Below are 12,305 nucleotides of genomic sequence, written 5' to 3' on the forward strand. Positions count from 1 at the left end.
TGACGTCAGCACCAATGGGACAGTTTAGGGTGATTTGATAAGAGAGGGTTTCTGGCTCATCGTAACCACCAAGGAGTGAAGATGAGACAGAAACCCGGAAGCAAGCAGAGCCACGGCGAGAAGATCATCAAAGACATCCGCCGGGTCACGCGCAAGCAATATTCTGCGGAAGAGAAGATCAGGATCGTTCTGGACGGCCTGAAGGGCGAGGACAGCATTGCCGAGCTGTGTCGACGTGAGGGTATTGCCCAGAGCCTCTATTACAGCTGGTCGAAGGAGTTCCTCGAAGCTGGGAAGAAGCGGCTGGCTGGGGACACAGCGCGTGCGGCGACGTCGAGCGAGGTCAAGGTTCTGCGCCGTGAGGCCCGTGATCTGAAGGAGGTCGTGGCAGAACAGGCGCTGGAGCTACGGCTGCTCAAAAAAAGCATGCTCGGGGATGGGGGCGACGACGAATGAGGTATCCCGCATCCGAGAAGCTGGAGATTATCCGGCTGGTCGAACAGTCCCATTTGCCGACCAAACGCACGCTGGACAAGCTGGGCATCCCCAGGACCACTTTCTATCGCTGGTATGACCGGTATCTGGCCGGTGGTCCCGAGGCGCTGGAAGACCGCCGCCCCAGGCCGTCGCGGGTCTGGAACCGCATTCCTGGGCCGGTTCGCGAGAAGATCAAGGATTTAGCCTTGCAGGAAAGTGACCTGTCCCCACGCGAGTTGGCCATACGCTTCACCGACACGGAAAAGTATTTTGTGTCAGAGGCTTCTGTGTATCGCATCCTCAAATCCTGCGATCTGATCACCAGCCCGGCCTATGTGGTTCTGTCGGCGGCCGATGAGTTCCGGGACAAGACGACCCGGCCGAACCAGCTGTGGCAGACCGACTTCACCTATCTCAAGGTTATCGGCTGGGGCTGGTTCTATCTCTCGACGATCCTCGACGACTTCAGCCGTTACATCATCGCCTGGAAGCTCTGCACGACGATGAAAGCGGGCGATGTGACCGACACCCTGGACCTGGCCCTACAAGCCTCAGGCTGTGACCAGGCGACGGTGCTGCACAAACCGCGACTGCTCAGTGACAATGGGGCGAGTTACATCTCGGGCGAACTGGCCGAATGGCTGGAAGATCGGCAGATGGATCACATCCGCGGCGCCCCGTACCACCCGCAAACCCAGGGCAAGATCGAGCGCTGGCATCAGACCCTGAAGAACCGCATCCTGCTGGAAAACTACTATCTGCCCGGCGATCTCAGGCAGAAGGTCGACGCCTTCGTCGAGCATTACAACCATCGGCGCTATCACGAGAGCCTGCAGAACCTCACCCCGGCCGACGTCTACTTCGGGCGCGGTCAGACCATCCTGCAACAGCGAGAAAGGATCAAACGAAAGACTATCGAAACCCGGCGCTTGCTTCACCGAAGATCCGCCGCATAATCAGACCAACCAGATGTGCCAGACCCTCTCTTAGATCAGGCCGCCAACTGGCCCAAAAACTCTGACGACGGACATCCCAACGAACCGGTACAGCCTCCTATTGCGCCTCAAGAAACCTCATAATTTTTATCCGACGCTCAGAAAGAAAGGCCCCATAGCCTTCCAGCAGCCCGATATCGCTCACTTCACACTCGGAACTCGGGCGCCCCTCTTCGACTTTCTTTAGGGCCCGCTCAACCGACGGAGGCCGAGCGTCGGTAGACATAAGTCGATGCGCGAGATCGACATCCATCGCCTGCACCAACTCGGGTGCGAGTGCAGAACGGCATTCAAAGTGGCAAATGCGCAGCGCTAGTTCTTTGAGTCGGTCATCTTCGAAGGACTGTGCGATTGCGTGCCGTTCGCTCCAAGGAGCGCTGTGGAACCGATCACACAGCGTAGCGTCGTTCCGACTTGAAAACTTGGTGTACAACATCTCTTCAACATGACCTGGCTCAGGATACTGCGCACGGTTTTCTGAGAAGACTCGCTCGATTCGAGTTTTGAGCCCCTCGTCTTCCACAATTCGCGCGGCCCGATCCTCTAATTCTTCGCATGAGGTGCCCACGAAAAATTCCTCGGATGCTTCCCAAAGTGGCATCATTGTCGGACCTGCGTTTGATCGAACTCTCCGGATTGGGCGTGGTGGGCTCAATAACCAGCTTGCCAACTGCTCATCTGACATTGATGCGAGCTCTTCGATTGGCTCGACCAAGCTCAAGCAAAGCATGCCATTTGGTTGGTCGGGTTCATTTGCAACGAAAACTACAGGAGTGTGATATGCTCTGTTTCCATAAAACTCCGTAAGTACGAAGGGTTCGTCCGACGTAACAAAATCGGCAACCGAAGCTTTGTTGGAGAAACGCACAAACCTTCGCCAAAGATCCGGGCTCAGCTTCTTCACAAGACGGCAGAGCTCAAGCGTTGTTTGTGTGTCGAACATTGCATCGTGTGCCTTGAGCACTGCAATTCCGTTGGCCGCTGCAATATCATGCAAGCGGAAGCTTGGATCACCTGAGTCCTTGAGCGGCACGCGTAGGGCGTTGTCACCAGACGCCGAGCAGGACAAAGCGAGTGACATAACGTCATTCCGAGCGTTCCCATGAAGGCTCGTAAGGTAGGGAGGGTGCAATGTTCGATACAACGCATGGCGAAGAAACTCTTCGTCAAATCTTATGGAATTGTATCCTAAAAAAATGGCTGGAGACCAAGACAGCAGCCGCTCATTCAAATCCCGCATCATTTGATAATGGGTGGAAAGATGCTGGTCTGTCAGTGCTTCAATTGACAAACCGTTGGCAAGCATCGCCTGAACGTCCGGAACAACATTCGGATCGATTCTTGATCTCAATTCGAACCGATCGGTTTCGTTGAGGTCATTGTCTGTTCTGACGGCTGCAAATTGAACGATCTGATCGAAACCAGCGTGCAAACCAGTAGTTTCAGTGTCAAAAAATATGAACGACATGTGGCCACCAAAATCACATGAGGTTGGCCAGCCGGTATTTCATTGCAGACACGCTGACCCGAAATTTCTTGGCGAGCTTCTCGACCTTGGCCTCATCATCCAAATCCAAGCCCTCTTTGCCACAAGCATCCAGCAGTAGTTGGTGAGGCATTAGAAGTTCCGACGCGAATGTATTCGCTTCGACCTCCAACGGGTCTGTGCCTTGCGAAGATACTTGATCGCGCCTCAATGCCCGCAACCCCTTGGAAAGGTGAACTTCGCCATGCAGTCTTTCCTCATGCAATACGTGATGAGCCAGCTCATGCGCCGCCGAAAACCTTTGTCGATTGGGATGGTGCAAAGCGTTTACCCCGATCATCGAAACGCCGTCTTGGCTATAGGCCATACCCGATAAGTCCTCATCCAGAGGCGCGTAATCAAGCACTATGTTCCGGCTCTTGATAATGCGCTCTACGGGAACTGGCGCTCGTTGAATATTGTGCTCTTCAAGTATTCTGCGCGCCGCCGTGATTGCTCGTTCTTTGTCCGCACTCATCGTCCGGTACTCTGCTTCGCGCCCTGTTTCAAAGCGTTGCGGATGAGTTGCTCTACACCTGCCTTGCTGGCCTCAGACAGTTTCTCGCTAGTACGCATTTGCGGTTCTTCCTCCCTATTCTGACCAATACTCAGAGGAGGTAGCAGGTCAGATAACGAAGACACTTCGAGTGCGTTGGCTATCGAATAAAGGTGATGGAGGCCAACATTCTGCTGACCGCGCTCTATGTTCGCAATCGACGCACGCGAGAGCCCCGTTTTCTGAGCGAGCTCCAATTGGGTCATGTTGCCTTGCTGCTTCCTTCTGGTCGCCACTGCACGACCGAACGCCCTGTGTATCAGTTCCCTTGACATGCGCTCCGTTACCATTTTTGTCATTGCCGTGTCAATATCTCAAACATCATGTTTGTATTTTAAACATTTCATTCTGTCGTTGTGCTTGTATTGACAACACGCGGTTAACCATCCATCCTAAGTATGACCAACAAGAATCGGGCACTGGAAACGAAAGGGGCAGATCATGGCAAACCAGGGAAAAGGTGGCGGCGGATACCGCAGCGCGAAGTCGGGTCGCTACGTCACGAAGACATACGGGAAATCGCATCCACGGACGACTATCCTAGAGGCGCCCGGAAAGAGTGGGTCCACGGGCGGGAGCTACCGAAGCGCTGTAAGTGGTCGTTTTGTGACGGCGAAGTACGGGAAGGCCAACCCGAAAACTACTGTGCGCGAAAGATAGCAATCTCGCCTTGGAAACCTCCTCGCGGAGTAGATGGGCAGAAGCACATACAGGAGAAGACATGGGAACTAGGGAGTTGAGCAGATGCTAGAATTCAGACGCAACGGGCGCAAAATGTCGAGCCAACAGTTCTTTGACGGCATCAAGAAGGATATGCTTGCCAAGGCCGAAGGCGAGGTGGAGCGACGCCTGCGAACCCTTTGTGATCCCGAAACAGGTCAACCAGTTAAGGTCACCAAGCAGGTTCGAAATGGCAAGGCGACTTGGAATGTCGAAGGTTCGCCAAAAGCCATCGCAGAAGCAAAGAAAATCATGGGCGCAAGCTGAGGCCAAGCCCTGCGATCGGGCGGTCTTGGTGTGTGTTTCCAGAAGAGAAGTTGAGGTCAAATGAGCATTTCCGACGATTTCAAAGCGTTTTTGGAAAACATCCAGGTCGATAACGCCGAAACTATTTCGCTACGGTACGGCGAGGTTACAGCTGCCCTTAACAAGCAGTTCCGAGATACCGAATCCAAGACAGCAAACAGCCTCCAAGTTGGATCCTACGGACGGTGGACCGCCATCAAGGGTGTGTCTGACTTGGACATGATTTACATCATGCCCGCCGGAAAATGGGACGACTATAAGAACAGTGGTCAGACCAAGCTGCTCCAAGACACCAAAGAAGCTATCAAGCGTCGCTATCCGTCTACAACGGTACGTGTGGACCGTTTGGTTGTTCGCGTCCTTTACAAGGACTTCCACATAGAAGTGATGCCAGCGTTCAAGCAGGATGATGGTAGTTACAAATACCCAGATACCGCGAATGGCGGATCGTGGAAGATCACTAAGCCGCAGGCAGAAATTGATGAAATGCGCGAGGCCAACAAGCGCAAGAACCGCAACCTTCGTCGACTTTGTAAAATGGCGAGGGCGTGGAAAAACAAACACGGTGTCGCCATGGGCGGACTATTGATCGATACCTTGGCGTACAATTTCCTAGAATCGACAGACGAATACGACGATCGAAGCTATTACTATTATGACTGGATGTGCCGGGATTTTTTCAAGTTTCTGGCCGATCAACCGAAGCAATCCGAATACGCCGCATTGGGTAGTCGGCAACGAGTGCGGGTCAAGAAGCGCTTCGAGACGAAGGCCAAGAAGGCCTATGACTTGTGCGTTAAGGCAATCGAGGCCAGCGGTCAAAAGAATGAGCGCCAAAAGTGGCGTGACGTATTCGGCAATGCCTATCCGGCACCTGTGACGAAGAGCGCAGCGGGAGAGTCCGCAGCGTATTCCCATGTCTTTAGAGACACTGAACAGTTTGTTGAAGACAGGTTCCGTGTCGATATTCGCCATCATCTTCGAATCAACTGCGAGGTTACTCAGAATGGGTTCCGCCCTACGATGCTCCGTGAGCTACTAGAAGGGTACGGTATCCTCCGACCGCAGAAAGAACTTCGGTTTTTTCTTTCCGACACATCGGACCTGCCAGATGATATTGAGCTGTACTGGAAAGTCCTGAACCGAGGTGACGAAGCCGAGCGCCGCGATATGATCCGGGGTCAGATCGTGCGCGACGACGGACGCGGCGAGCGTCGAGAAACGACAAATTTCCGCGGCGATCACCTCGTCGAGTGCTACGCCGTCAGCCGTGGCGTTGTCATAGCAAGGGACATGATCCGTGTACCGATCCGTGTGCGAGACGCCGAGGACGAAGACTATGCAGCCTGACTACGATGTCGCATTTGAAGACCAAGTCAGGGAATGCTTCGGACGTGTGGTCTATACCCACAAGACCCATGAACGTATGGCCGATCATTGCGCGGCTACTTTGCGCAGATACAAGATGGCCCAGATCGCGCTCTCAGCACTTACCAGTGCCGGCGCAGTCGGGGTCATAGCAAGTGACCAGAAATGGGTAGAGATCGCGACCGTCGTGGTCTCTTTCCTGACGCTGTTCGTAGCCGCTTACCTAAAAAACTTCGACCCAGGCGCCATCGCCCAAAAGCACCGCGACGCAGCTGCAAAGCTCTGGAATGTCCGTGAGTGTTATCTTTCGCTTCTGACGGACCTCGTAAGGCTTGAGCACGAAGCAGCAATCGAGCGTCGTGACGAACTGCAGGCGGCTCTCGCAGCCCTTTATGCAAGCGCACCACAGACTGACGGTAAGGCATACCGGGAAGCGCAACATCGACTGAAAAAGCTAGAAGATATGACCTTTTCCGACGATGAAATCGACTGCTTTCTTCCTTTCTCCCTAAAACGGTCAGGCGGACGTCCCAAGCCAATCGAAATTCGTCCGAGCGAAGGCAAAAGCTAAATCATGGCGAAGAACATATGCATATTCTCGGACGGAACCGGCCAGATGGGTGGCGCCAGGCCGGACCAACGGCTATCGAATGTCTACAAAATGTATCGAGCCATGCGTCCCGGCCCAGATTCACCAATTGGCCCGAAGGACCAAGTGGCCTTTTACGACCCCGGCCTGGGAACGGGAGAGCGGGGCGGATTTTTCGGCCGGATCAAGCCGATTCTTGAAAGCGCCGTCGGAACTGGCATCGACCACAACATCATCGATTGCTACGAGCAGATCATTGCCCATTACGAGCCCGGTGATCGCGTGCTGCTGTTTGGGTTCTCTCGCGGAGGCATTGCCAACTTATTTGCACCCGGCTGAATGCGGCCTGCTCCGCGCCCGTCATGCGGTCATCTCGAGTGCGTAGCCGTTCCAAAGATCAAAGGCATCGGATCGGGCGTGGCGGTACGATGTGGCGGTAAGACGATAGCGGCGGGGACGGAAGAACATGTTGATCTGGTCATGTGCGTCCAGAAATCTCTGAGCCTGTCCGGGTGACTTGAACCGCCCCATGAGTTTCTCTCGCTTGCGGGTTGGCCGATGGGATCCTTCGATCCGGTTGTTCAAGCCCTTGTGCGCCCGATGATCAGCATTCGCCACGAGGTTGCGGATCGGCCTGATGTAACTGCGCAGCTTGTCGGTGATCACGACCCGCGGCGCGCCAAACCGGTCGATCAGCCGCTTCAAGAACCGGCTGGCGGCCTTTGCATTACGTTGCTTTTGCACGAGAATGTCGAGCACATTCCCATTCGCGTCGACTGCCCGCCAAAGCCAGAACTTCACGCCATTGATCGGAACAACGACTTCATCCAAGTGCCATTTGTCACTGGCGCCCGGCCTGTCGCGCTTGATGCAATCGGCGAAATGGCGGCCAAACCGGTTCACCCAGTTCCGGACGGTTTCCCGGCTGACCATCACGCCGCGTTCGGCCAGCAGATCCTCGACATCTGCCGTGCTCAGCGCAAACCGATGGTAAGCCCAGACGGCATAGGAGATGATCTCGCGGGGAAAACGAAAGCCCTTCAGGCGTCGAATTGTCGGCACGGTTTTCATGATGACCGCCTATCCCGACGGAACCCCGTGATCAACTTGGCAATGCCATGGAAACTCTTGGACGATTCCTATTTCGGGGCGCGGCTGGAAAACTGGCTGGTCACGCTCAGGAAGATGAACTGCGTCGTGATCATGATGACGCAATATCCGAGCCAGTTGCGGGAGTCCCGCGTCGGCAAGACCATCGTCGAGACAGTCCCAACGCAGATCCTCTTCCCGAACGACCGCGCCACCATCTCCGACTACGACTTCCTGCGCGTGAACGCCAAGGAAGCGGCCCTCCTCGTTCAGCCCACCATCGGTCAACGCATCGCGCTTGTCCGCTCGGCGGGCGACAGCGTCTTCGTCGATGCCGATCTCTCCGCCCTCGGCACCCTCCTTCCCATCCTTGGCGGCGGTGCCACCGGCGAGGCCCGCGTACCCGCCGATTGGCGCGCCAACCCCGATTTCTGGAGACATGTCCTATGAGTTCGAAACCCCTCCTGGCGCTCTGCGCCGCAGCGGGCCTTCTCGCCGCTTGCGAGACGTACACCGAAAAAACCTCGCTCTGCTTCGGGCGCAATGGCGAGCCGCAGGTCACGCGGTCCGCGTTTTCGGTCTCGACCATGGGCGCACCGGCTCAGGAGACGGCCCAACCCGACTGCCGTTTCGAGCCCCTGCCCCGTCCGGAATGAACCGTGCGGCACTCATATCCGCCGGGCTCTGCTTCGGCCTCGGCGCCCTACCCGCGCATGCCCAGGGCGTGCCGACGCAGGACAATTCCGCGATCGGGCGCGCCATTGCGCGCGTAGCGGCACTGGCCGAGGATCTAGGCGTCCAGCAGGACAAGGATCGCACCGAGTCCACACTGGCCGATGTCCAGGCCGACCAGTTGCGCGTTCTCGAAGAGATGACGGCGGCCATCACCGGCCCCGGATTTGATATTCGCGCGCTTGAGGGCAATGCGGATTTCGGGGTGGCGGCGGTCTATCCCAATATTGACCCAAACCCGATGAACAGCCGTCTCTTCGGCGAAGGCCGTGAGACCGTCGAGATGATGATCGTCGAGGTCGCGGGCGAATTCGCTGGCGCACCCGGTGTGGCCCGCGCCGGTCTCTCAGCCACCCAGTGGCGCTGCCTCTTCCAGGCGCTAATCAAACAGGAGAGCCGCTTCAACGTCGCTGCCGAAAGCCCGGTCGGCGCCTATGGCCTGACCCAACTCATGCCCGGCACCGCCTCCGATCTCGGCGTCGACCGCTATGACGTGAAAGACAACCTGCGCGGCGGCGCACATTACATCACCACGCAGCTCAACCGCTTCGGCAACATTCCTCATGCGCTCGCGGCCTATAACGCCGGACCCGGTCGGGTCATCGAATATGGCGGCGTACCGCCCTTTGCCGAAACCCAGGGCTACGTGCGCAACATCTCGAAGTTTTACAACGAGTATCTCGCCGTGGTGGGCGGCGCCCACGCGCTTGGCACGCTCTCACCTTCAGACTTTGCGCTCGCCGAATATGCCAGCATCTCCGAGGCCGGCGTCTATTACGCCGCCGACAGTTCGGCGACCACCGAGCAGGTTATCAACCGTCTGCGCGCCATCATCCTGCAGATCGATGCACAACCTAATGCCAAGGCGGCCTGGGAACTCAACACCTACGCCAAGGCCGAAATCGGTCGCATCCTCAACCTCCGCGTCCGGCTGATGGCCGCGAGCCAGCAGCGCGAGGCGGCCTATGCACAGCACCTTGTGGCCGACCGGCTGGCCGAGCGCGACTTCATGCAGATGGGAGTTCCCGAATGAGACAGCTTCTCCTGACCGTGGCCGCAGTCACCACACTCGGGCTCGCCTCGCCCGCAGCGGCCCAAGGCGTGCCGACCTTTGATGGATCACAGCTTGGTCAGCTCGTGGCACAGCTCGAGCACATGGCCGAGGACCTGAATGTCCAGATGCAGCAGCTCGCGACCATGCGGCTGGAACTGGAAACCCAACTGTCGCAGCTCACAAACCTCGAGGCGCAACTGACTTCTCTTATTGAGGGCAGCGGGCTCGGTGAACTTTTCGCGACGGTCGAAGAATTCCGCGCGCTGCGCGGCAAGCTGATCGCGCCCCTCAATACCGCACAATCTCTGGCCAGCGGCGATTTTCTCAGCGGCTTCAATCCCGGCGCAGAACTCTCCGCCTCGGTCGAGCGGGTTCTTTCGGACAGTGGCTTCACCTCGGAGCGCCTCAGTACGCTTTCGGGATCGGATCAGCCCGCCGACAACCGCATCGCCACCTCGGCCGGGGCCAGCGCCATGTTGTCGGTCGCCGCGCAAGAAAGCCATGAAGAAGCTGGACAGAGCCTCGAGCGGCTCGAGACCATGGTCGGGCTCATCGACGATCAGGACGGGCTGAAAGCTGCGGTCGATCTCAACACCCGCGTCACCGCTGAACTTGGCATCATCCTGACCCAGATCTGGCGGCTTGAAGCGGCGCAAGGCGTCAGCGCCGGCCAGCTTGGCGTCGTCGATGCAGCGACCCTCGCGGATGAGCGCAAGTTCCGGTCGATGGCGGTGGATCCATGAGGCAAACCATGACCCACAGCTTGGCACCAATTCGGACGCTTGGTCTCGCCGCACTTGTCGTGAGTGCCCTGCCCAGTGTTGCGTTGGCCCAAACCCCGAGCACGAACCCTTCCGGCGACACGCCCTTCAATTCGATGGCCATCGCGCGGGACGAAGCCGACGAATGTCGTGCTCCGAAACCCCCCGCCGATCTGGCCGAGACCGCCTATCTGCGCAACGGCTACCGCGCGATCCTGCGCATCCTGATCGCCGAAGAGGCGCTCGCCTCGGAAACCTGCACCTGTCTGCTGGATCAGTTCACCTGGGATCAGGCCTTGGGCGCGCTGCCCCGGTTCCAGACCTCGGACAACCCGCGTCTGCCCTTCAAGGTGCTCGAGCTCTACGCCAAGGCGGACGCGCTCGAGGCGCAAGTTGTGGAGGCCTGCGTAGAGTAGATGGGCGTTATTCGCGACATCCTGAGCCAGGTCGACGCCGCGGTGGATACCGTGGCACAGGACGGCTTTGTCTCTTCGGCAGGCGTTGTCGGCGACGTGATCTCCGCCGGGGCCGCGCTCCTCGTCGTGCTCCTCGGGATCAACGCGGTCATGCAACTCCGCCCCCTGCCCTTTGGCACCGGGTTTGCCTTCGGCATGAAGGTCGCACTTGTGGGGATCTTCGCGCAGAGTTGGGATAATTTCAGCGTCATCTATGACATCGTCACGCAGGTGCCCGACTCCGTCGGCGCCTCGATCCTCGCGCTCACCGGCTCGGGCGACGAGGCCGGGGTCTATGAAAGCCTCGACAACATGGTCGCCCGCATCACCGCCTATGGCGACACGATCGGCGACCGCGCAGGCTGGGTCTTTGGCGCGGTCCTGGGCGCGATCTTCTTTGTCCTCTCGGCGGTCTTCGCCGCCGTCACCGCCGGGATCATCGCCTTCGCCCGCATCGTCTTCGCGCTGATGATCGTCATCGCCCCCTTCATGATCGTGACCTCGCTCTTCAAGCCGACCCAATCCCTTTTCGAGGCCTGGACCCGCGCCACCATCGGCTATGCGCTCATGCCGGTCGCCGCCGCAGGCGCGGCGGGCATCATCGTCGCCATCGCCGAGGCCATAGGGGACGCCTCCGCCGATCCGGGCGATGTCGAGACCGTCAGCCTCATCCTGCCCTTCCTCGTGATCCTGATCCTCAGCGCCGGGATCATGGCCTCGGTCCCCTACATCGCCTCCAACCTGACCGGCGTCGTTGGCATTGCCTCCAATGCCGTGGGCCTGACCGGCCTCGCGCGTCAGGGCTTCGTGAACACGCGGGAATACGGCACGGGTGCCGCCTCGCGCCTCGTCACCGGCAAGTCTCCGCACGAGCTGAACCAGATGGCCAATGCGGGCGTGGTGAAAACCGGCGAGTTGATCCGGCAAAGCCCCGGCGCGCTCCTCTCCGCCGCCAAGGCTTTCCGCAAACCCTGATTTGAAAGACGACGACTTTGAAGAAGACTGTAGCCAGTTCCTCCGCGCCTGACCGCGACGCGTTTGAGGCGGATTTCATCTACGGGCCTCGGCGGCGCGAGCGTTTCGCCTGGTTCGTCGCAGCTGCAGGCGTCCTGGTTGGCGTCGCCGGCATGGTCGCGGGCGCGAGCCTCTTTCCGCTCAAATCGACCGAGACCTTCGTGGTCGTGGTCGACAAGGAAACCGGCGAGATGGACCGGGTTGCCGCCGTACAGGCGCTGACCCTTTCCGAGAGCGATGCCATCATCCAGGCCAATCTCGTGGCCTATGTCGATGATCGAGAGACCTATGACCTGACCGATGGCGAGCAACGCATCAACTCGGTGCTCGACCGTTCAGATGGCGATGCCGCCCGCACGCTGCGCGATCTCTGGTCCTCCACGAACGAGGACTACCCGATCACCGTCTACGGGCGCGACGCCAAGATCGAGGTGGTGATCAAGTCGGTGAACCAGATTGAGCGCGGCGTGGCCCAGGTCCGCTTCACCCGCACGCTGCGCCGTCCCCGCGACACCCGCACCGTCACCCGATCCTATGTCGCTACCGTTGGTTATGACTTCCAACCTGAAACCCGCCAGCGCCTTCAGGACGTCTGGGCCAACCCCTTGGGCTTCGTGGTGACCTCCTACCGCGTCGACGCCGAGACCCTGGAGAACTGACCAAG

General features: G+C 58.3%; 15 protein-coding genes and 1 pseudogene. 12 read left to right on the forward strand and 4 right to left on the reverse strand.

The window, feature by feature from the left end:
* The first annotated feature begins 81 nt into the window (after positions 1–81).
* Positions 82–1,433 (forward strand): IS3 family transposase gene (locus DAEP_RS0121880; protein WP_154665125.1). Its coding sequence is split into 2 segments (ribosomal slippage): positions 82–418 and positions 418–1,433, totalling 1,353 coding nucleotides; the frame shifts between segments, so codons are not numbered across the junction.
* Between the two features lie 97 nt (positions 1,434–1,530).
* Here the strand turns inward: DAEP_RS0121880 and DAEP_RS23830 are convergent.
* The 3 genes from DAEP_RS23830 to DAEP_RS0121895 are packed head-to-tail and all read right to left on the reverse strand — an operon-like array spanning position 1,531 to position 3,852.
* Positions 1,531–2,940: an exonuclease domain-containing protein gene (locus DAEP_RS23830; protein ID WP_027246201.1), complete on the reverse strand. Its 1,410-nt coding sequence runs from the start codon at positions 2,938–2,940 to the stop codon at positions 1,531–1,533.
* A 13-nt stretch (positions 2,941–2,953) separates the two neighbouring features.
* Positions 2,954–3,475, reverse strand: coding sequence for an ImmA/IrrE family metallo-endopeptidase (locus DAEP_RS0121890; protein ID WP_027246202.1), 522 nt, complete (start codon positions 3,473–3,475; stop codon positions 2,954–2,956).
* Positions 3,472–3,852, reverse strand: coding sequence for a helix-turn-helix domain-containing protein (locus DAEP_RS0121895; RefSeq protein WP_200796230.1), 381 nt, complete (start codon positions 3,850–3,852; stop codon positions 3,472–3,474). Before DAEP_RS0121895 ends, DAEP_RS0121890 begins: the two co-directional genes overlap by 4 nt.
* Before the next feature lie 445 nt (positions 3,853–4,297).
* On the opposite strand from DAEP_RS0121895, the gene DAEP_RS0121900 reads away from it, so the two are divergent.
* The 4 genes from DAEP_RS0121900 to DAEP_RS0121915 are packed head-to-tail and all read left to right on the forward strand — an operon-like array spanning position 4,298 to position 6,875.
* Positions 4,298–4,540 carry a hypothetical protein gene (locus DAEP_RS0121900; protein ID WP_027246204.1) on the forward strand — a complete coding sequence of 81 codons (243 nt, stop codon included), beginning with the start codon at positions 4,298–4,300 and terminating at the stop codon, positions 4,538–4,540.
* 60 nt (positions 4,541–4,600) lie between these two features.
* Positions 4,601–5,929, forward strand: coding sequence for an SMODS domain-containing nucleotidyltransferase (locus tag DAEP_RS0121905; RefSeq protein ID WP_027246205.1), 1,329 nt, complete (start codon positions 4,601–4,603; stop codon positions 5,927–5,929).
* Positions 5,919–6,518, forward strand: a complete 600-nt coding sequence (locus DAEP_RS0121910) for an SLATT domain-containing protein (protein WP_027246206.1) — start codon at positions 5,919–5,921, stop codon at positions 6,516–6,518. The genes DAEP_RS0121905 and DAEP_RS0121910 overlap by 11 nt, the downstream gene beginning before the upstream one ends.
* A 3-nt stretch (positions 6,519–6,521) precedes the next feature.
* Positions 6,522–6,875 carry a phospholipase effector Tle1 domain-containing protein gene (locus DAEP_RS0121915; protein ID WP_027246207.1) on the forward strand — a complete coding sequence of 118 codons (354 nt, stop codon included), beginning with the start codon at positions 6,522–6,524 and terminating at the stop codon, positions 6,873–6,875.
* A gap of 21 nt (positions 6,876–6,896) precedes the next feature.
* Here the strand turns inward: DAEP_RS0121915 and DAEP_RS0121920 are convergent, their stop codons facing one another.
* Positions 6,897–7,607 (reverse strand): IS6 family transposase, encoded by a 711-nt coding sequence (locus DAEP_RS0121920; RefSeq protein ID WP_008335478.1) that lies wholly within the window; start codon positions 7,605–7,607, stop codon positions 6,897–6,899.
* A gap of 36 nt (positions 7,608–7,643) precedes the next feature.
* On the opposite strand from DAEP_RS0121920, the pseudogene DAEP_RS0121925 reads away from it, so the two are divergent.
* From DAEP_RS0121925 to DAEP_RS0121955, 7 genes and pseudogenes are all read left to right on the forward strand, one after another.
* A pseudogene (locus DAEP_RS0121925) lies at positions 7,644–8,075 on the forward strand (VirB4 family type IV secretion/conjugal transfer ATPase); the annotation flags it as partial.
* Positions 8,072–8,281 carry a hypothetical protein gene (locus DAEP_RS0121930; RefSeq protein ID WP_027246209.1) on the forward strand — a complete coding sequence of 70 codons (210 nt, stop codon included), beginning with the start codon at positions 8,072–8,074 and terminating at the stop codon, positions 8,279–8,281. The pseudogene DAEP_RS0121925 and the gene DAEP_RS0121930, both read left to right, overlap by 4 nt.
* A complete protein-coding gene (locus DAEP_RS0121935) occupies positions 8,278–9,390 on the forward strand; it encodes a lytic transglycosylase domain-containing protein (protein WP_027246210.1) in 1,113 nt (370 codons plus the stop codon). Before DAEP_RS0121930 ends, DAEP_RS0121935 begins: the two co-directional genes overlap by 4 nt.
* Entirely contained in the window at positions 9,387–10,154 is a 768-nt protein-coding gene (locus DAEP_RS0121940) for a type IV secretion system protein (RefSeq protein WP_027246211.1), read from the forward strand. Before DAEP_RS0121935 ends, DAEP_RS0121940 begins: the two co-directional genes overlap by 4 nt.
* 83 nt (positions 10,155–10,237) lie before the next feature.
* Positions 10,238–10,588 (forward strand): hypothetical protein, encoded by a 351-nt coding sequence (locus DAEP_RS0121945; protein ID WP_245595146.1) that lies wholly within the window; start codon positions 10,238–10,240, stop codon positions 10,586–10,588.
* On the forward strand, positions 10,589–11,602 hold the full coding sequence (locus tag DAEP_RS0121950; RefSeq protein WP_027246180.1) for a TrbL/VirB6 family protein: 1,014 nt from the start codon (positions 10,589–10,591) through the stop codon (positions 11,600–11,602).
* A 17-nt stretch (positions 11,603–11,619) separates the two neighbouring features.
* The gene (locus DAEP_RS0121955; protein WP_027246212.1) at positions 11,620–12,300 is read left to right on the forward strand and encodes a VirB8 family type IV secretion system protein; all 681 of its coding nucleotides are present in this window, start codon (positions 11,620–11,622) and stop codon (positions 12,298–12,300) included.
* The last annotated feature ends 5 nt before the right edge of the window (positions 12,301–12,305 follow it).

Origin of the sequence: Leisingera daeponensis DSM 23529, from assembly GCF_000473145.1 — a bacterium.
Lineage (GTDB): Bacteria > Pseudomonadota > Alphaproteobacteria > Rhodobacterales > Rhodobacteraceae > Leisingera > Leisingera daeponensis.